The following is a 21,040-nucleotide window of genomic DNA, read 5'->3' as shown; positions in this document are numbered from 1 at the left end:
TTTCTTTAAGCAGCTGAAAATTAATTGGAACTGGATGAGGGGATTCCTGATTTAAATGGTTTTCTTCATTCGGTTGCTTATCCTTGTTCCAGTTTGTTTCTACGAAAAATCTCTGCAAGCTCTTTCAAATTATGGTAGAATGGAAGCAGTAGAATTAGAAAAGGAAATCGATTATGAAATTTCTTGAATTAAATAAAAAACGTCATGCGACTAAGCATTTCACTGATAAGCCAGTTGATCCTAAGGATGTGCGTACGGCTATCGAAATTGCAACCTTGGCACCAAGTGCCCACAACAGCCAGCCTTGGAAATTTGTGGTGGTACGTGAGAAAAATGCCGAACTAGCAAAATTGGCTTACGGTTCAAACTATGAACAGGTATCATCAGCGCCTGTAACTATTGCCTTGTTTACAGACACAGATTTGGCTAAACGTGCTCGTAAGATTGCCCGAGTTGGTGGTGCTAACAATTTCTCAGAAGAGCAACTTCAATATTTTATGAAGAATTTGCCTGCTGAATTTGCCCGCTACAATGAACAACAAGTCAGCGACTACCTAGCTCTCAATGCAGGTTTGGTTGCTATGAACTTGGTTTTGGCTCTTACAGACCAAGGAATCGGATCAAATTTGATCCTTGGATTTGACAAATCAAAAGTCAATGAGGTTTTGGAAATTGAAGACCGTTTCCGCCCAGAACTTTTGATTACAGTGGGTTACACAGACGAAAAATTGGAACCAAGCTACCGCTTGCCAGTAGATGAAATCATCGAGAAAAGATAGGAAGAAGAAAAAAATGACAGCAATTGATTTTACAGCAGAAGTAGAAAAACGCAAAGAAGCCCTCTTGGCTGACTTGTTTAGCCTTTTGGAAATCAACTCAGAACGTGATGATAGCAAGGTTGATGCTGAGCATCCATTTGGACCTGGGCCGGTAAAAGCCTTGGAAAAATTCCTTGAAATCGCAGACCGCGATGGCTACCCAACTAAAAATGTTGATAACTACGCAGGACATTTTGAGTTTGGTGATGGCGAAGAAGTTCTCGGAATCTTTGCCCACATGGACGTGGTGCCAGCTGGTAGCGGTTGGGACACAGACCCTTACACACCAACTATCAAAGATGGTCGTCTCTATGCGCGTGGGGCTTCAGATGACAAGGGACCTACAACAGCTTGTTACTATGGTTTGAAAATCATCAAAGAATTGGGACTTCCAACTTCTAAGAAAGTTCGTTTCATCGTTGGAACAGATGAAGAATCAGGTTGGGCAGACATGGACTACTATTTCGAGCACGTAGGACTTGCAAAACCAGACTTTGGTTTCTCTCCAGACGCTGAATTCCCTATCATCAATGGTGAAAAAGGAAATATCACGGAATACCTCCACTTTGCAGGTGAAAATGCGGGTGCTGCCCGTCTTCACAGCTTTACAGGTGGTTTGCGTGAAAACATGGTACCAGAATCAGCAACAGCAGTCGTTTCAGGTGATTTGGCTGACTTGCAAGGGAAACTAGATACTTTTGTTGCAGAACACAAACTCAGAGGAGAAATTCAAGAAGAAAACGGTCAGTACAAGGTTACCATCATTGGTAAATCAGCGCATGGTGCTATGCCTGCTTCAGGTGTCAATGGTGCGACTTACCTAGCCCTCTTCCTTAGCCAGTTTGACTTTGCTGGTCCAGCCAAAGACTACCTTGACATCGCTGGTAAGATTCTCTTGAATGATCATGAGGGTGAAAGTCTCAAGATTGCCCATGTGGATGAAAAGATGGGTGCCCTTTCTATGAATGCTGGCGTCTTCCGCTTTGATGAAACAAGCGCTGATAATACCATTGCCCTTAATATCCGCTATCCAAAAGGAACAAGCCCAGAGCAAATCAAGTCAATCCTTGAAAACTTGCCAGTTGCTTCTGTTAGCCTTTCTGAACACGGTCACACGCCTCACTATGTGCCAATGGAAGATCCACTTGTCCAAACCTTGTTGAATGTCTATGAAAAACAAACTGGTCTTAAAGGTCACGAGCAAGTCATCGGTGGTGGAACCTTTGGTCGTTTGCTAGAACGCGGTGTTGCCTACGGTGCTATGTTCCCAGACTCAATTGACACCATGCACCAAGCTAATGAATTTATCGCCTTGGATGATCTCTTCCGAGCAGCAGCAATCTATGCCGAAGCTATTTACGAATTGATCAAATAAAACGATAGAAGTCTGAGATTGTATGCTTAGACTTCTTTTTGGAGGGAGAGTAGATGTCTCAAATTGAAAAAATCAAGCAGGCTATTATGGCAGATCCGCAGAATGCTACCTATACAGAGCGTGGCATTGAGCCTCTCTTTGCAGCACCAAAGACTGCTCGCATCAATATCATCGGTCAGGCACCGGGGCTTAAAACCCAAGAAGCAGGACTTTATTGGAAAGATAAGAGTGGTGACCGCCTGAGAGACTGGCTAGGTGTGGATGAAGATACCTTTTACAATTCAGGATATTTTGCTGTTCTGCCTATGGATTTCTACTTTCCAGGACATGGCAAGTCAGGAGACTTACCACCGAGAGCAGATTTTGCAGAAAAATGGCATCCACAGCTCTTGCAAGAATTACCAGATATCCAATTGACCCTCTTGATTGGCCAATATGCCCAAGCCTACTATTTACAGGAGAAAGTCAGTGGCAAAGTGACAGAACGGGTAAAACATTACCAGAACTACTTGCCAACCTATTTTCCATTAGTTCACCCCTCGCCTAGAAATCAAATCTGGATGGCCAAAAATCCTTGGTTTGAGGCAGAAGTGGTGCCAGATTTGAAAAAAAGAATTAAAACTATTTTATAGTCAATGAAAATCAAAGAGCAAACTAGGAAGCTAGCCGCAGGCTGTACTTGAGTACGGTAAGGCGACGCTGACGTGGTTTGAATTTGATTTTCGAAGAGTATTAGGAGAAAAAGAATGAAAGAAATTTCCTTTGACGCATTTTACCAGCTTTACCAAAATGACCAACTTTCTTTAGTGGACGTGAGAGAAGTGGATGAGTTTGAAGCTCTTCATTTAGAAGGTGCTCAGAATCTTCCTCTGAGTCAATTAGCTGATACTTATGATCAATTGGACAAGGACCAGTTACATTATGTTATTTGTAAATCTGGAATGAGATCGGCGCGTGCTTGCCAATTCCTATCAGAACAAGGTTATGAGGTTATCAATGTACAGGGTGGCATGTTAGCCTTTGAAGAACTTTAGACATTAGAATTTTCTCCTACTTGGCGTGGACTGGGTAGGGGATTTTATTTTTAGACAATTCTCATTTTTAAGAATCTTGAAAACATTCAATATTTACTTCGTGAAGCTTTTTTCATACTCCTATTCATGATATACTAGGTCAGTATTTTATAAATATGAAGGAGATTTTCATGGCTAAAAAAGGTGCCCTAACAGGTTTACTCCTGTTTGGAATATTTTTTGGTGCGGGGAACTTGATTTTTCCGCCTTCTCTAGGTGCACTATCTGGAGAACATTTTCTTCCTGCCATCGCAGGTTTTGTCTTTTCAGGTGTCGGTATCGCCGTCTTGACTCTTATTATTGGAACGCTAAATCCTAAAGGATATATCTACGAGATTTCAACAAAGATAGCGCCTTGGTTTGCGACTCTTTACCTCTCAGTTCTTTACTTGTCAATCGGTCCATTCTTTGCTATCCCACGTACAGCTACAACAGCTTACGAAGTAGGGATTAGCCCCCTTTTGTCGGATGCAAATAAAGGTCTTGGTTTGATTGTCTTTACAGTTCTGTATTTTGCAGCAGCCTATTTAATCTCGCTTAATCCATCAAAAATCTTAGACCGTATTGGCCGTATTTTAACGCCAGTCTTTGCGATTTTGATTGTTATCTTAGTTGTTTTAGGAGCTTTCAAATACGGTGGAACAAGTCCTCAAGCTGCTTCAGCTGCTTATCAAGCTTCTGCCTTTGGGACAGGTTTCCTAGAAGGTTACAATACCTTGGATGCTCTTGCCTCAGTTGCCTTTAGTGTAATCGCAGTTCAAACCTTGAAACAACTTGGCTTCTCAAGTAAGAAAGAATACATTTCGACTATTTGGGTTGTTGGTATCGTTGTTGCCCTTGCCTTCAGCGCTCTTTACATCGGTTTAGGTTTCCTTGGAAATCATTTCCCAGTACCAGCTGAAGCGATGAAGGGTGGAACACCTGGTGTTTACATCTTGTCACAAGCGACTCAAGAAATCTTTGGCTCAACAGCTCAACTCTTCCTTGCAGCTATGGTTACTGTAACCTGCTTCACAACAACAGTTGGTTTGATTGTGTCTACAGCTGAGTTCTTTAATGAGCGCTTCCCACAAATCAGCTATAAGGTTTATGCTACAGCCTTTACCTTGATTGGATTTGCTATTGCTAACTTGGGTCTTGATGCGATTATCAAGTACTCAATCCCTGTACTGGTTATCTTGTACCCAATCACCATTGCCATCGTTATGATTGTCATTGTCAACAAATTTGTAGCTCTTTCAAAACCAGGTATGCAGTTGACAATTGCAGTCGTTACAGCTATTGCCATTGCAAGCGTATTAGGAAGCTCATTTAAGGTTGAGTTTCTTGCAAACCTTGTCAACGCTCTTCCTTTTGCCAAGGCATCACTCCCATGGTTAGTACCTGCCATTGTCGGAATCTTGCTCTCGTTGGTTCTACCAAACAAGCAAGAAAGCGATGTTTTTGAAATGGAATAATCATTAAAATCACTTTTGTAGCCAAGTCTACAGGAGTGATTTTCTTTTTTTATCCGATGATAAATGTGTTATAATAGGTAGCAAAAGAGGTGAAGAAATGAATCAAACAGTAGAATATATCAAAGAACTAACAGCCATTGCGTCGCCAACGGGCTTCACTCGGGAGATTTCGGACTATTTAGTCAAGACTCTAGAAGGTTTTGGTTACCAGCCGGTTCGCACAGCTAAGGGCGGTGTCAATGTGACCATCAAAGGTCAAAATGATGAAGAGCATCGCTATGTGACTGCTCATGTAGATACGCTGGGTGCTATTGTCCGTGCTGTCAAACCAGACGGCCGTCTCAAACTGGATCGTATCGGTGGCTTTCCTTGGAACATGATTGAAGGTGAAAACTGTACCGTTCATGTGGCTAGCACAGGTCAAAAGGTATCAGGAACCATCCTCATCCACCAAACTTCTTGTCATGTCTACAAGGATGCAGGAACTGCAGAACGCACTCAAGACAATATGGAAGTGCGTTTGGACGCCAAAGTAACCAATGAAAAAGAAACTCGTGCTCTTGGCATTGAGGTCGGTGATTTTATCAGTTTTGACCCACGAACTGTCGTGACAGAGACAGGTTTTATCAAATCTCGTCATTTGGATGACAAGGTCAGCGCAGCGATTTTGCTCAATCTCCTTCGCATTTATAAGGAAGAGAAGATTGAATTGCCAGTAACAACCCATTTTGCTTTTTCAGTCTTTGAAGAAGTGGGACACGGTGCCAACTCTAACATTCCTGCTCAGGTAGTAGAGTATCTGGCTGTGGATATGGGGGCTATGGGAGATGACCAGCAAACAGATGAGTATACAGTATCTATCTGTGTCAAGGATGCATCAGGTCCTTATCACTATGACTTCCGTCAACACTTGGTGACCTTGGCGAAAGAACAAGATATCCCATTTAAGCTGGATATCTATCCATTTTATGGTTCGGACGCTTCAGCGGCTATGTCTGCAGGTGCAGAAGTCAAACACGCCCTTCTCGGTGCTGGTATCGAGTCTAGTCATTCTTATGAGCGTACTCATATTGACTCAGTAGTCGCAACAGAGCGTATGGTTGATGCTTACCTTAAGAGCAATTTGGTAAATTAATATGTGCCTTATATGTCAGAGAATTGACCTCATCAAAGCTGGGAAAAATCCTTACTTTGTAAGAGAGTTGGAAACAGGCTACCTTGTAATCGGAGACCACCAGTATTTTGCAGGCTATAGCCTCTTTCTAGCTAAGGAACACGTTACCGAATTGCACCATTTGAAAAAGGAAACGAAACTCCGTTTTCTGGAAGAAATGAGTGTGGTTCAAGAGGCAGTTGCTAAGGCCTTTGTTGCTGAAAAAATGAATATCGAACTGCTAGGAAATGGTGATGCTCATCTTCATTGGCATCTGTTTCCTAGACGAACAGATGATATGAATGGTCACGGTCTCAAGGGGCGTGGGCCAGTCTGGTGGGTTCCCTTTGAAGAAATGACCTCAGAAACCTGCCAAGCAAAACCGGATGAGATTAAAAGATTAGTCAAATGTTTATCGTCAGAACTAAATAAACTATTAGAAATAAAGGAGTAGAAATGAAAAAAAGATACCTTATCTTGACAGCCTTGCTAGCCTTGAGTCTAGCGGCTTGTTCACAGGAAAAAGCAAAAACTGAAGATGGCGCAGCTAAGACAGAACAAACAGCCAAAGCTGATGGAACAGTCGGCAGTAAATCTCAAGGAGCTACCCAGAAAAAAGCAGAAGTGGTAAACAAAGGAGACTACTACAGCATTCAAGGAAAATACGATGAAATCATCGTAGCCAATAAACACTATCCATTGTCTAAGGATTACAATCCAGGGGAAAACCCAACAGCTAAGGCAGAGTTGCTCAAACTCATCAAAGCTATGCAAGAGGCAGGTTTCCCAATCAGTGACCATTACAGCGGTTTTAGAAGTTATGAAACTCAGACCAAGCTCTATCAAGATTATGTCAATCAAGATGGGAAGGCAGCGGCTGACCGATACTCTGCTCGTCCTGGCTATAGCGAACACCAAACAGGTTTAGCCTTTGACGTGATTAGTACCAATGGAGAATTGGTCACAGAAGAAAAAGCAGCTCAATGGCTCTTGGACCACGCTGCTGATTATGGCTTTGTTGTCCGTTATCTCAAAGGTAAGGAAAAAGAAACAGGCTATATGGCTGAAGAATGGCACCTTCGTTATGTCGGAAAAGAAGCCAAAGAAATTGCTGAGACTGGTCTCAGTTTGGAAGAATACTACGGCTTTGAAGGCGGAGATTACGTCGATTAATATTCTTCGAAAATCTCTTCAAACAATGTCAGCGGCGCCTTACCGTAGGTATGGTTACTGACTTCGTCAGTTTTATCTGCAACCTCAAAGCTGTACTTTGAGCAGCCTGCAACTAGCTTCCTAGTTTGTTCTTTGATTTTCATTGAGTATAAAAAATAAACTTTTCTCTTGCAATTATAGATAAATAGTGTATAATAGATGAGTATGTGTAAAGCATACTTGTGGGAGGTAAAAATCTCTAATTACCGCCAAAACCACAAAGGAGGATTTAAAAATGGCTAAAAAAGTCGAAAAACTTGTAAAATTGCAAATCCCTGCTGGTAAAGCTACACCAGCTCCACCGGTTGGACCTGCTCTTGGTCAAGCTGGTATCAACATCATGGGATTCACAAAAGAGTTCAACGCTCGTACAGCTGACCAAGCTGGTATGATCATTCCAGTTGTTATCTCAGTTTACGAAGATAAATCATTTACTTTCATCACTAAAACACCACCAGCTGCTGTTCTTTTGAAAAAAGCTGCAGGTGTTGAAAAAGGATCAGGTACACCTAATAAAACTAAAGTTGCTACAGTTACTCGTGCGCAAGTACAAGAAATTGCAGAAACTAAGATGCCAGATTTGAACGCAGCAAACGTAGAGTCTGCAATGCGTATGATCGAAGGTACTGCTCGTTCTATGGGATTCACTGTTGTTGACTAATCAATAACACCCCCAATATAACCCGCAAGACTTCATCATTTCGAGAAGTGACGTGGGAGATGAAAATCGATTGAACCACTTACAAGGAGAATAGAAAATGGCTAAAAAAAGCAAACAACTTCGTGCTGCTCTTGAGAAAATCGACAGCACAAAAGCATACAGCGTAGAAGAAGCTGTAGCACTTGCAAAAGAAACTAACTTTGCAAAATTTGACGCAACTGTAGAAGTTGCTTACAACTTGAACATCGACGTTAAAAAAGCTGACCAACAAATCCGTGGAGCAATGGTATTGCCAAACGGTACTGGTAAAACTTCACGCGTTCTTGTTTTCGCACGTGGTGCAAAAGCTGAAGAAGCAAAAGCTGCTGGTGCAGACTTTGTTGGTGAAGATGACCTTGTTGCTAAAATCAACGACGGTTGGTTGGACTTCGACGTAGTTATCGCTACACCTGATATGATGGCTCTTGTTGGACGTCTTGGACGTGTCCTTGGACCACGTAACTTGATGCCAAACCCTAAAACTGGTACTGTAACAATGGATGTTGCTAAAGCAGTTGAAGAGTCTAAAGGTGGTAAAATCACTTACCGTGCTGACCGTGCAGGTAACGTTCAAGCAATCATCGGTAAAGTATCATTTGAAGCTGAAAAATTGGTTGAAAACTTCAAAGCTTTCAACGAAACAATCCAAAAAGCAAAACCAGCTACAGCTAAAGGAACTTACGTAACAAACTTGACTATCACAACTACTCAAGGTGTTGGTATCAAAGTTGACGTAAACTCACTTTAATCAGTAGTTTATAAACAAAGACGAGTACGAAAGTGCTCGTTTTTTTGGCTCATTGTCAACTGTAGTGGGTTGAAGAAAAGCTAAGATCGAGAAAGGACGAAATTTGTCCTTTCTTTTTTGATATTCAGAGCGATAAAAATTCGTTTTTTGAAGTTTTCAAAGTTCCGAAATCCAAAGGCATTTCGCTTGATAAGTTTAACGAGATTATTGGTCGCTTCCAATTTGGCGTTGGAATAGGGTAGTTGAAGGGCGTTGATAATCTTCTCTTTATCCTTTAGAAAGGTTTTAAAGACAGTCTGAAAAAGAGGATGAACCTGTTTAAGATTGTCCTCAATAAGTCCGAAGAATTTGTCTGGCTCCTTGTTCTGAAAGTGAAGAAGTAAGAGTTGATAGAGATTATAGTGGTGTTTCAACTCTTCTGAATAGCTCAAAAGCTTGTCTAGAATCTCTTTATTCGTTAAGTGCATACGAAAAGTAGGGCGATAAAATCGTTTATCACTGAGTTTACGGCTATCCTGCTGTATGAGCTTCCAGTAGCGCTTGATAGCCTTGTATTCATGGGATTTTTGATGAAACTGATTCATGATTTGGACACGGACACGACTCATAGTACGGCTAATGTGTTGGACAATATGGAAACGATCCAACACGATTTTATCGTTTGGGAGTGAAACAGTCTGGGAGACTGTTTCAGCCTGAGCATAGAAATTAGAAAGCGAAGCTGTTTAGCTAATTCATAGTAGGGACTAAACATATCCATAGTAATGATTTTCACCTGACAACGAACGGCTCTATCGTAGCGCAGAAAGTGATTTCGGATGATAGTCTGGGTTCTACCTTCAAGCACGGTGATAATGTTGAGATTGTCAAAATTTTGCGCAATAAAACTCATCTTTCCCTTAGTGAAGGCATACTCGTCCCAAGACATAATCTCAGGAAGATGAGAAAAATCATGCTTAAAGTGGAAGTCATTGAGCTTTCGAATGACAGTTGAAGTTGAAATGGCCAGCTGATGTGCAATATCGGTCATAGAAGTCTTTTCAATCAACTTTTGCGCAATCTTTTGGTTGATAATACGGGGGATTTGGTGATTTTTCTTGACGATAGAGGTCTCGGCTACCATCATTTTAGAGCAATGATAGCACTTGAAACGACGCTTTCTAAGGAGGATTCTGGTAGGCATACCAGTCGTTTCGAGGTAAGGAATCTTAGAGGGTTTTTGAAAGTCATATTTCTTCATTTGACTTCCGCAATCAGGACAAGATGGAGCCTCATAATCCAGTTTAGCGATGATTTCCTTGTGTGTATCTCTATTCACGATATCCATAATTTGGACATTAGGGTCTTTGATATCGAGTAGTTTTGTGATAAAATGTAATTGTTCCATATGAATCTTTCTAATGAGTTGTTTGGTCACTTTTCATTATAGATCTTATGGGACTTTTTTTCTACAACAAAATAGGCTCCATAATATCTATAGGGGGGTTACCCACTACAAATATTATAGAGCCGTTTTTTTGTCTTTAGTTTTATTTCATTAGCCCAAACCTTCTTGAAAAATCTCAAAAGTTGGTAGAAAGGTTTGTGTTTATCAATTACTCATTTGATTTTAATAAGATTATTTAAGTATATAAAAGGGTTCAAAGGGGATATTAATAAAAATGTGTAAAACTTAGTAATAATATACGTAATATATTAAAAAAATTATCAAATAAGTTGCTTTTAAAAGATGAATATGGTATCATTAATTTGTATGCTAAAAACAGTTTTTTTGATATAGGTCACTTCTTATATTAATAACTTTATTTGTAAGGAGTTTTACTATCGATTAAATTGGAGGCAACAAAAAAATAAGGAGGATTTCATTCTAAATGAAAAATAAACAACAAGATTTTAGAACGGAAAAGTACATTCGTTACGGTATTCGTAAGTACAGCTTTGGTGCAGCATCAGTAGCAATTGCAGCTGGTTTGATGTTCCTAGGTAATGGCGCGGTATCAGCGACGGAAGTACAAGGCACAGAAACTGCAGTAGCAGCATCAGCTCCAGCTGAAAAAGCTGATCAGAATACTGCAGAAGTGAAACCTGAGACTACAAAAGCAGAAGAAGCAAAAACAGAAGAAGCAAAACCAGTAGCTAAAGTAGAGGATGCTAAAAAAGTAAATAAAGCTGTCCTAGAAGCAAGTATTGCTACTTTGGAGTCTAAACTTTCAACTGCTAAATATGCAGATGCTACAGTAGTAAGCTCAGCTAAGGAAGTATTGGCAGCAGCTAAAGCAACTCTTGCAAAAGCAGATGCTAGTCAAGCTGATGTAGATGCTCAAGCAGAAACTGTATCAGCATTGAGTACTGTAGTTACTGAGTCAAATACTGCTGGTTTCGATAAAAAGAAAGCAGCTGAAAAAGAAGCTGCTAAAGCAGAAGTTGAAAAAAAATCTACTCCAGCAGAAAAAACTCTTTCAGAAGCTAAATCAGCGCTTGACAAAGCTTCATCAGAAGCAGATGTAACAAACAGACTTGCAAAATCTGAACTTTCTAAGAAGGAAGTGAAGGAAGAAAATAAAGCAGCTGTTGAAGCGGCAGTAGCTAAAAACCAAGCAGTTCTTTCTGAAACAAAAGCTCTTTTAGCTGAAAAGAGCGTAACAAAAGAACAAGTAGATGCTCAATTGGAACGCCTCAACGAGTCTATTCTTGCAGTTTACAATGAATTGAAAAACGCAGGAATCGGTCGTGATGGTAAGTTCGCAATCAACTTGGAAGACGCTCAAACAACAGCACTTAAAGATGCAACAGCAGAAACAGGTGCGAAATGGTTGGAACAAAATGGTTATAAATCTTTAGCTGAAGCTCCTAAATATATCAAAGGAAATGCAGATGATGATAAAGCCATTAAAAACCTAAACAACCAAATTCAATGGTTGGATTTTGGAGATGATACGGCTTGGACAAACAGAAAAGCAAATAAACAACTTCAAGTAGGTTCAGTTTATGAAAAAGAATTGATGCCTGGATACATTGTAAAAATGACTGTTAAGGAATTGAAACCATTCCATGCAACAGAAATTTATAAAAACCGTGTAGCTGGAACTAGTCATGAAGCATCATATAAACCGAATGAAGAAAATATCTTTAACCAGGTTACTAAAAATCCATTTTCTACAGGTATCAGTGGTAATCAACAAACTGGATATACACACGTTAAAAACGCTGGATTAGATACAGGTTCAGCAAAAACAACGATTGCAGGTACTGATGATAGTGGTACAGGACGTGATGGTCAAATCGTTGGTGTCAAGTTTGCTATTGAAGCTACATACAATGGTAAGCCGGTTAAACCTGGTATCGTTATGACATCAGGGGAAGATATCGGTAGTTTAGAGACAGAAATCTATACAACGAATGGTACACCTTGGGAATTAGCAGGAGTTGTTGGTTCTACTAATGGTCATACTGATATGTATAAACCACACCCTAACTTTAACAGATTAAATGAGTGGGGTGGAAATTTAAACAAATGGACTACTGAAGAATTACGAAATGCTATTGATGGCAAAATGTTTGCTACTAAAGATGCAGCAACTGCAGGTTTAGGATCACAAGTGTTCGGAGGCTACACGAACGGAGACTCTGCTACGCCAGTAGTGTCTACTTCAAATGTAACTGAAGTAGGATTTTATATCATGTCTTCTGGACAACAATCATCTATGATTGGTATTAAATTCTCTGACTTTGGAGATCTTCCAGAATCATATGGAGCAGCTGAACACTTCTTAAGAACTCAAGCTAAAGATTATCAAACAGGTCAAATTAACCAAATTCAGCAACCTTACCTAGGGACTGTCAAAGCTGATATCGATTCAGTATCTGGTACACGTGTTCGTGGTGTCGATTCAGATGATACAAAAGAGCAAGGTGATGAAGGTGTAGCTCAGCTTATTGCTCCAGAAGATGTGCATATTAACAAAGATAACGGTGAACCAGAAGTTAAAATTGTACAAGCTGAAGATAATACATACCGTGTTAAAGTGATTGCATCAGCAAATGGTAATGATAACTATGATGGTACAGTAGGCCCTGCTTATGTGCGTGGATTTATCGATTTCAATGGGAATGGTAAATTCGATGAAGGTGAAGCTTCTGAAGTTGTTACAGTAAATGGTAACCAACAAACAGTAGAACTAGTTTTCAAAAATACTCAAGTTATTGATACTACTAAAAATGCAGTTAACTTCCGTACGCGTATTGCGACAGATAGAAAACAAATTGAAAAACCAGTGGGAATTGCTTTCTCAGGTGAGGTAGAAGATAACCAAATCCAAGTATCTATTCCTCCACGTGGAGATAAGGAAGAAACAACTGGTAAACAAGGTGAGACTCAATCTGTAGGTATTGAATTTGTATCACGTGCTCAAGGAGATGATGCTTCAGATCTTGGATCAAACAATGGTAAAACTACCTTTAATTCATACGGTAAACTAGATTATTCTGAACAAGGAAACTCAATCAGCACAGAAACAACTAAGAAAAAACAAGCTGAAGGTGTAATGATTGTAGATCCAGAAGGAAACTTAGTTAAATCATACACTAAAGCTGGTCAAGGTACTTATACAGTAACTGATGATAAAGTAACCTTCACTCCAGAAGCAAGCTTTGTTGGAAAAGCTGATGGTATCGTTTTGCGTGCGGTAGATGCTAATGGTCAATCAACTGGATGGACAGCACTTACGGAACAACATGGTGTAGAAAACATTAATGAGGGATCTCATACTACTGCAACTAAAACAATGGATGCTGTTTATATTCCAACAGTAACACCAAAAGAAATCACTGCAGACCCAGAAGAATCAACAGATGTACAAGGTAAAGCTCAAAAGAAAACTCCAACTTTCACAGCAGGTGCAGATACAGAGAATCCAACACCAGTAACACCAAGTGCACAATATCCAGCTAAATTAGTTGATCCAGCTACTGGACAACCAACTGATGCAACATCTGTAACTGTAGAAGGACAAGGAACTTACACAATTGATCCAACAACAGGAGAAGTAACATTCCAACCGCTTCCAAACTTTACTGGAACAGCGACTGGAATCGGTGTATCACTAACAGCTCCTGTAGGTCAAGATAAAGATAGAAATCCTGTAACAGCTTCAGCTACAACTACATATACACCAACTGTGACACCAGTAACACCGACAGCTGCCCCAGCTACTTCAACTGGAGTACAAGGTGAAACACAAAAAGGAACTCCTACATTTACAGAAGGAAATTCTGAAGTTCCAATTAAAGAAGGCTCTGTCAAACTATTGAATCCAGATGGAACAGAAGCAACTGGACCAGTTGATGCTTTAGATGAAAAAGGTAATAAGGTTGGTGAATACACTGTTAACCCAGCTACAGGTGAAGTAACATTCACACCAACTGATAAAACTTACACTGGTAAAGTAACACCAGCTAAAGTTCAAGCAGAAGATAAAAACGGAACTAAAGTTTCTACAACTTACACGCCAACAATCGTAGGGGTAACACCAACAGCAGACCCAGCTAAATCTGTCGATATTCAAGGTGCAACTCAAGAAAATACAGTTTCATTTGAACCTGGTAAGACTACAATTGCTGGAGAAGAAAAAACGGTAGAGATCGATCCATCTACTTACACTCTTCTTGGTGAAGATGGACAACCAGCTACAGAAGTACCAGCTAAAGATCCGAATGGAAAAGTAATTGGTAAATACACTCTTAAAACTGTAGATGGAAAAGCTGTTGCAGTATTTGAACCAACAGACAAAACATACTCTGGAGAAGTTCAACCAGTAAAAATCCAAGCTAAGGATAAAAACGGAACAGCTGTTGAAACAACTTACACACCATTAATTACACCAGTAACACCAACCGCGGAACCAGCTGAAACAACAGATATCCAAGGTAAAGAACAAACTGGTAAACCAACATTTACTCCAGGTAATCCAAATGTTCCAATGGATGATGATACTCCAGCGACCTTCGAAGATGGATCAAAAGAAAAAGTTGTACCAGGCGAAGGAACATACACAGTTGAACCAGATGGAACAGTGAAATTCACACCAGAAAAAGGATTTACAGGTAAAGGAACAGGCGTAACCGTTAAACGTGTAGATAAGAATGGCACACCAGTGACAGCTAAATACACTCCAACAGTAACACCAGTAACACCAACTGCGGAACCAGCTGAAACAATAGACATCCAAGGTAAAGAACAAACTGGTAAACCAACATTCACTCCAGGTAATCCAAATGTTCCAATGGATGATGATACTCCAGCAACCTTCGAAGATGGTTCAAAAGAAAAAGTTATTCCAGGCGAAGGAACATACACAGTTGAACCAGATGGAACAGTGAAATTCACACCAGAAAAAGGATTTACAGGTAAAGGAACAGGCGTAACTGTTAAACGTGTAGATAAGAATGGCACACCAGTGACAGCTAAATACACTCCAACAGTAACACCAGTAACACCAACAGGAACAGACGCTGTAACAGAAGATGTTCAAGGTTCAACTCAAACAGGTAAACCAACATTTGAAGGTGGAAAAGTAACAGTAAATGGTGAAGAAAAAACTGTTGAAATCGATGAAGATAAACCAGCTAAATTGGTAGATCCAAAAACAGGTGATCCAGTTGATTCAGTAACTATCGAAGGCGAAGGAACATATACAGTGTCTCCTGACGGAACAGTTACATTTACACCAGAGAAGAACTTCACAGGTAAGGGAACAGGTGTAACAGTTCAACGCGAAGATAAGAACGGCACACCAGTTAAAGCTACTTACACACCAGTTGTAAAACCAGCAACACCAACAAGTTCAGATGTTATTACTACAAATGTTCAAGGTGCTACTCAATCAGGAACACCAACATTTGAAGGTGGAAAAGTAACAGTCAACGGTGAAGAAAAAACTGTAGAAATCGATGAAACTGTTAAACCAACATTTGATGATGGTACAACTGAGAAGAAAGTACCAGGTGAAGGAACATACACAATCGATGAGAACGGTACAGTAACCTTTACACCAGAGAAGAACTTCACTGGTCAAGCAACAGGTGTAACAGTTAAACGTGTAGATAAGAACGGTACACCAATCACAGCTAAGTACACTCCAGTAGTCGTTCCAGTAACACCAACTTCAAAAGATACTGAATCAGAAGGTCCTAAAGGACAACCTCAATCAGGAACACCAACATTTGAAGGTGGAAAAGTTACAATCAACGGTAAGGAAGTTCCAGTTGAAATCGATGAAACAGTTAAACCAACATTTGACGATGGCACAACTGAGAAGAAAGTACCAGGTGAAGGAACATACACTATCGATGAAAACGGTAAAGTAACCTTCACACCAGAGCCTGACTTCGTAGGAAAAGCTAAAGGTGTAACAGTTAAACGTGTAGATAAGAACGGTACACCAGTAACAGCTACTTACACTCCAACAGTTCGTCCTGATACTTCATTCGTTGATAAAGATGGTAACCCACTTTCACCAACAGAAGATGGAACTAAACCAACTAAAGACATCCCAGGATACAAGATTGTTAAAACTGAGATTGACGAAAAAGGAAATACAAAACACATCTACGAGAAAGTGACAACAACTTATAAAGATAAAGATGGCAATGTAATTCCAAACTATCCAACAGAAGACGGCGAACAACCTAAGAAAGATATCCCAGGCTACCGCTTCGTAGAAACTAAGAAACTTCCAAATGGAGATACAGAGCACGTCTACGAAAAAGTTAAGACATCATTCAAGGATAAAGAAGGAAACGAGATTCCAGGTAATCCAAGCGAAGATGGCGACCAACCTAAGAAAGATATCCCAGGCTACCGCTTCGTAGAGACTAAGAAACTTCCAAATGGCGATGTAGAACACGTTTATGAGAAAGTTAAGACAAGTCACAAGGATAAAGACGGAAATGAAATTCCAAACTATCCAACAGAAGATGGCGACCAACCTAAGAAAGATATTCCAGGTTACCGCTTCGTAGAGACTAAGAAACTTCCAAATGGCGATATCGAACACGTCTACGAAAAAGTTAAGACATCATTCAAGGATAAAGAAGGAAACGAGATTCCAGGAAATCCAAGTGAAGATGGCGACCAACCTAAGAAAGATATCCCAGGCTACCGCTTCGTAGAGACTAAGAAACTTCCAAATGGCGATATCGAACACGTCTACGAAAAAGTTAAGACATCATTCAAGGATAAAGAAGGAAATGAGATTCCAGGAAATCCAAGTGAAGACGGCGACCAACCTAAGAAAGATATCCCAGGCTACCGCTTCGTAGAAACTAAGAAACTTCCAAATGGAGATACAGAGCACGTCTACGAAAAAGTTAAGACATCATTCAAGGATAAAGAAGGAAACGAGATTCCAGGTAATCCAAGTGAAGATGGCGACCAACCTAAGAAAGATATCCCAGGCTACCGCTTCGTAGAGACTAAGAAACTTCCAAATGGAGATACAGAGCACGTCTACGAAAAAGTTAAGACATCATTCAAGGATAAAGAAGGAAACGAGATTCCAGGAAATCCAAGTGAAGATGGTGAACAACCTAAGAAAGATATCCCAGGTTACCGCTTCGTAGAGACTAAGAAACTTCCAAATGGCGATGTAGAACACGTTTATGAGAAAGTTTCAACTCCAGCACCAACGCCAACGCCAACTCCATCAACACCAGTTTACGAAAAAGTATTAACAACTTATGTAGACGAAAATGGTGAATTGATTATTCCGAATGAAGATGGTTCACATCCACGTAAATCATTAGAAGGTTATGAGTTGGTTCGTACAGAAACAGATGCTAATGGAAATGTTCGCAATGTTTACCGTAAGATTCAATCTCAAAAACCAGTACAACCAGTTGAGCCAGCTACTCCAGCAATGCCTGAACAGCCAGCTAAACCTCAAGTACCGGCTACTCCAGCACAACCAGTACAACCAACAGCAATGAAAGAAGCTGAAGGTAAACGTGAATTGCCAAATACTGGTACAGAAGACAATGCTAGCCTAGCAGCACTTGGACTTCTCGGAGTATTGAGTGGATTTGGTCTTGTCGCTCGCAAGAAGAAAGAAGACTAAGCCTTCTAATTGACATGATTTGTTTGCAATGAACAGATTATCCTTAAAACTGATGAATCGAAAGATTCATCAGTTTTTTGGCTATTATGGCTACAGAGTGAGTAGCGAAATCGGGCTCTTTGGGAGTAAATAATGATTATACTTTCATATTTCGGAGAAAATATGGTATAATAGAGAGTAAAAACTTTGAAAGAAAGAAAAAGATGAATTTAAAAGATTATATTGCAACAATTGAAAATTATCCAAAGGAAGGCATTACCTTCCGTGATATCAGTCCTTTGATGGCTGATGGAAATGCTTATAGCTACGCTGTTCGTGAAATCGTTCAGTATGCTACTGACAAGAAAATTGACATGGTTGTAGGACCTGAGGCTCGTGGATTTATCGTGGGTTGTCCAGTTGCCTTCGAGTTGGGAATTGGTTTTGCACCTGTTCGTAAGCCAGGGAAATTACCACGTGAAGTTATTTCTGCTGACTATGAAAAAGAGTACGGTGTTGATACCTTGACTATGCACGCGGATGCCATCAAGCCAGGTCAACGTGTTCTTATCGTAGATGACCTCTTGGCTACAGGTGGAACTGTTAAGGCAACCATTGAGATGATTGAAAAACTTGGTGGTGTTGTGGCAGGTTGTGCCTTCCTTGTTGAATTGGATGAATTGAACGGCCGTGAAAAAATCGGTGACTACGACTACAAAGTTCTCATGCATTATTAATGAAAAACAGTCCCTAGGGCTGTTTTCTCTACATTAGGATATAAAAACAGACTATAGCTAGTTAGAGAAAAACTATAATTGAAAACTATATCTTCTTACAGTATAATAAAAGGAACAAGTGTTTGAGATTTGACTTCAAACACATGCAATGATTCCTGAAAAGTACAGTTAGGAGAGAGTTATGCCGATTCGAATTGATAAAAAATTACCAGCTGTTGAGATTTTACGGACAGAGAATATCTTTGTCATGGATGATCAACGCGCTGCCCACCAAGATATCCGTCCCTTGAAGATTTTGATTTTAAATCTTATGCCCAAGAAAATGGTGACAGAGACTCAGTTGTTGCGCCATTTGGCCAATACACCCCTACAACTGGATATTGATTTCCTCTATATGGAGAGCCATCGTTCTAAAACAACTCGATCAGAACACATGGAGACCTTCTACAAAACTTTTCCAGAAGTTAAGGATGAGTATTTTGATGGGATGATTATCACGGGTGCTCCAGTTGAGCATTTACCATTTGAGGAAGTGGACTATTGGGAGGAATTCAGTCAGGTTATCGAGTGGTCCAAGACCCATGTCTATTCGACCCTTCATATCTGTTGGGGGGCTCAGGCTGGGCTTTATCTCCGCTATGGGGTAGAAAAATACCAGATGGATAGTAAGTTATCAGGTATTTATCCTCAGGATACCTTAAAAGAAGGGCACCTTCTCTTTAGAGGCTTTGATGATAGCTATGTATCCCCTCATTCACGGCACACGGAGATTTCCAAGGAAGAAATTTTAAATAAAACCAATCTAGAGATTTTATCGGAAGGACCTCAGGTTGGGGTTTCGATTTTGGCCAGTCGTGATTTACGAGAAATTTATAGTTTTGGGCATTTGGAATATGACCGTGATACCTTGGCAAATGAATATTTCCGAGATCGTGACGCAGGTTTGGATCCTCATATTCCAGAAAATTACTTTAAGGATGATGATGTCAACCAGACACCTTGTCTTTGTTGGTCTTCATCAGCAGCCCTCTTTTTCAGCAACTGGGTGAACTATGCCGTCTATCAGGAGACGCCTTTTGACTGGAGAAAGATAGAAGATGATGCATCTGCATATGGGTATTTATAAGAGGAATTATGACATATTTAGACGCTTTTAAATCAGGGAACTTGGTTTTACCGAGTGCCCTGCTCTTGCATTTTAAGGAACTCTTTCCTTCCAGTGACGATTTTCTGGTCTGGCAATTTTTCTATTTGCAAAATACGACAGGCTTAGAAGAAATGTCCCCAAGCCAGATTGCTGAAAGGATTGGCAAGGAAATTTCAGATGTAAACCAGGCTATTTCCAATCTGACGGAGAGGGGACTGCTTCAGTATCGAACGATTGAATTGAATGGTGAAATTGAATTACTTTTTGATGCCAGTCTAGCCTTGGAACGTTTGGACGACTTGCTTGGAGCTGTTCAATCAAGTTCAGACCAATTGGCACCTCAAAATCAGCTTAAGGATTTGGTGGAAACCTTCCAACAGGAGTTGGGTCGCTTGTTGACGCCTTTTGAGATTGAGGATTTGACCAAGACTCTTAAGGAAGATGGGACCAGTGCTGACTTGATTAAGGAAGCTCTTCGTGAAGCGGTTTTGAATGGCAAACCAAACTGGAAGTACATTCAGGCGATTTTGAGAAATTGGCGCCATGAAGGCATCAAAAGTGTGGTCCAAATAGAGGCCAAGCGGGCAGAAAGAGAAGCAAGCAATCCTCAGTTGACACAGGTATCGGCAGATTTTAGAAATGCCATGGATCTTTGGAAGGATTAATAGTTGGAAGCAGGCTTGAAATCCGAGTAAGATTTGCAAGCTGTGTCTAATTGTGATAAAATAAATAGAAAATAAATTGAAAAAAGAGGTATGTGAAATGTCACGTAAACCATTTATCGCTGGTAACTGGAAAATGAACAAAAATCCAGAAGAAGCTAAAGCATTTGTTGAAGCAGTTGCATCAAAACTTCCTTCATCAGATCTTGTTGAAGCAGGTATCGCAGCTCCAGCTCTTGATTTGACAGCTGTTCTTGCTGCTGCTAAAGGTTCAAACCTTAAAGTTGCTGCTCAAAACTGCTACTTTGAAAATGCAGGTGCTTTCACTGGTGAAACAAGCCCACAAGTTTTGAAAGAAATCGGTACTGACTACGTTGTTATCGGTCACTCAGAACGCCGTGACTACTTCCATGAAACTGACGAAGATATCAACAAAAAAGCAAAAGCAATCTTTGCAAACGGTATGCTTCCAATCATCTGTTGTGGTGAGTCACTTGAAACTTACGAAGCTGGTAAAGCTGCTGAATTCGTAGGTGCTCAAGTATCTGCTGCATTGGCTGGATTGACTGCTGAACAAGTTGCTGCATCAGTTATCGCTTACGAGCCAATCTGGGCTATCGGTACTGGTAAATCAGCTTCACAAGACGATGCACAAAAAATGTGTAAAGTTGTTCGTGACGTTGTAGCTGCTGACTTTGGTCAAGAAGTTGCAGACAAAGTTCGTGTTCAATACGGTGGTTCTGTTAAACCTGAAAACGTTGCTTCATACATGGCTTGCCCAGACGTTGACGGTGCCCTTGTTGGTGGTGCGTCACTTGAAGCAGAAAGCTTCTTGGCTTTGCTTGACTTTGTAAAATAATCAGTAG

General features: G+C 40.4%; 15 protein-coding genes and 1 pseudogene. 15 read left to right on the top strand and 1 reads right to left on the bottom strand.

Annotated features, from left to right (window positions below; translation table 11 throughout):
• The first annotated feature begins 173 nt into the window (after positions 1 to 173).
• The 10 genes from SM12261_RS07130 to rplA all read left to right on the top strand — a co-directional run bounded on the left by SM12261_RS07130 (position 174) and on the right by rplA (position 8,536).
• Positions 174 to 779: a nitroreductase family protein gene (locus tag SM12261_RS07130; protein ID WP_000670177.1), complete on the top strand. Its 606-nt coding sequence runs from the start codon at positions 174 to 176 to the stop codon at positions 777 to 779.
• Positions 780 to 792: 13 nt separating this feature from the next.
• Entirely contained in the window at positions 793 to 2,193 is a 1,401-nt protein-coding gene (gene pepV / locus SM12261_RS07125) for a dipeptidase PepV (protein WP_000125031.1), read from the top strand.
• Positions 2,194 to 2,246: 53 nt separating this feature from the next.
• Complete coding sequence (locus tag SM12261_RS07120) at positions 2,247 to 2,825, top strand: uracil-DNA glycosylase family protein (RefSeq protein WP_000078104.1); 579 nt, start codon at positions 2,247 to 2,249, stop codon at positions 2,823 to 2,825.
• A 114-nt stretch (positions 2,826 to 2,939) separates the two neighbouring features.
• Positions 2,940 to 3,227: a rhodanese-like domain-containing protein gene (locus tag SM12261_RS07110; RefSeq protein ID WP_000659133.1), complete on the top strand. Its 288-nt coding sequence runs from the start codon at positions 2,940 to 2,942 to the stop codon at positions 3,225 to 3,227.
• A gap of 170 nt (positions 3,228 to 3,397) precedes the next feature.
• Positions 3,398 to 4,723, top strand: coding sequence for a branched-chain amino acid transport system II carrier protein (gene brnQ / locus SM12261_RS07105; RefSeq protein WP_001074581.1), 1,326 nt, complete (start codon positions 3,398 to 3,400; stop codon positions 4,721 to 4,723).
• A 97-nt stretch (positions 4,724 to 4,820) separates the two neighbouring features.
• Complete coding sequence (locus SM12261_RS07100; protein ID WP_001077213.1) at positions 4,821 to 5,858, top strand: M42 family metallopeptidase; 1,038 nt, start codon at positions 4,821 to 4,823, stop codon at positions 5,856 to 5,858.
• A 1-nt stretch (position 5,859) separates the two neighbouring features.
• Entirely contained in the window at positions 5,860 to 6,330 is a 471-nt protein-coding gene (locus tag SM12261_RS07095) for an HIT family protein (protein ID WP_000335585.1), read from the top strand.
• Positions 6,331 to 6,332: 2 nt separating this feature from the next.
• Complete coding sequence (gene ldcB, locus SM12261_RS07090; RefSeq protein ID WP_000747755.1) at positions 6,333 to 7,049, top strand: LD-carboxypeptidase LdcB/DacB; 717 nt, start codon at positions 6,333 to 6,335, stop codon at positions 7,047 to 7,049.
• Between the two features lie 274 nt (positions 7,050 to 7,323).
• The gene (gene rplK, locus SM12261_RS07085) at positions 7,324 to 7,749 is read left to right on the top strand and encodes a 50S ribosomal protein L11 (protein WP_001085807.1); all 426 of its coding nucleotides are present in this window, start codon (positions 7,324 to 7,326) and stop codon (positions 7,747 to 7,749) included.
• A 97-nt stretch (positions 7,750 to 7,846) separates the two neighbouring features.
• Positions 7,847 to 8,536 carry a 50S ribosomal protein L1 gene (rplA, locus tag SM12261_RS07080; protein ID WP_001085675.1) on the top strand — a complete coding sequence of 230 codons (690 nt, stop codon included), beginning with the start codon at positions 7,847 to 7,849 and terminating at the stop codon, positions 8,534 to 8,536.
• Positions 8,537 to 8,616: 80 nt separating this feature from the next.
• Here rplA and SM12261_RS07075 read toward each other — a convergent pair.
• Positions 8,617 to 9,923, bottom strand: a pseudogene (locus tag SM12261_RS07075) (transposase).
• Between the two features lie 484 nt (positions 9,924 to 10,407).
• Between SM12261_RS07075 and SM12261_RS07070 the strand changes: the two are divergent.
• The 5 genes from SM12261_RS07070 to tpiA all read left to right on the top strand — a co-directional run bounded on the left by SM12261_RS07070 (position 10,408) and on the right by tpiA (position 21,033).
• The gene (locus SM12261_RS07070; RefSeq protein WP_000792066.1) at positions 10,408 to 17,649 is read left to right on the top strand and encodes an Ig-like domain-containing protein; all 7,242 of its coding nucleotides are present in this window, start codon (positions 10,408 to 10,410) and stop codon (positions 17,647 to 17,649) included.
• Positions 17,650 to 17,852: 203 nt separating this feature from the next.
• Positions 17,853 to 18,365 (top strand): adenine phosphoribosyltransferase, encoded by a 513-nt coding sequence (locus SM12261_RS07065; RefSeq protein ID WP_001049320.1) that lies wholly within the window; start codon positions 17,853 to 17,855, stop codon positions 18,363 to 18,365.
• A 181-nt stretch (positions 18,366 to 18,546) separates the two neighbouring features.
• Positions 18,547 to 19,491 carry a homoserine O-acetyltransferase MetA gene (gene metA, locus SM12261_RS07060; protein ID WP_001122693.1) on the top strand — a complete coding sequence of 315 codons (945 nt, stop codon included), beginning with the start codon at positions 18,547 to 18,549 and terminating at the stop codon, positions 19,489 to 19,491.
• A gap of 8 nt (positions 19,492 to 19,499) precedes the next feature.
• Positions 19,500 to 20,177: a DnaD domain-containing protein gene (locus SM12261_RS07055; protein WP_000221591.1), complete on the top strand. Its 678-nt coding sequence runs from the start codon at positions 19,500 to 19,502 to the stop codon at positions 20,175 to 20,177.
• A gap of 97 nt (positions 20,178 to 20,274) precedes the next feature.
• Positions 20,275 to 21,033 carry a triose-phosphate isomerase gene (gene tpiA / locus SM12261_RS07050; protein ID WP_000087891.1) on the top strand — a complete coding sequence of 253 codons (759 nt, stop codon included), beginning with the start codon at positions 20,275 to 20,277 and terminating at the stop codon, positions 21,031 to 21,033.
• The last annotated feature ends 7 nt before the right edge of the window (positions 21,034 to 21,040 follow it).

This window comes from Streptococcus mitis NCTC 12261, assembly GCF_000148585.2.
Lineage (GTDB): Bacteria > Bacillota > Bacilli > Lactobacillales > Streptococcaceae > Streptococcus > Streptococcus mitis.
The sequence above is the reverse complement of the archived record's forward strand: the minus strand, read 5'-3'. Positions and strand labels throughout refer to the sequence as shown.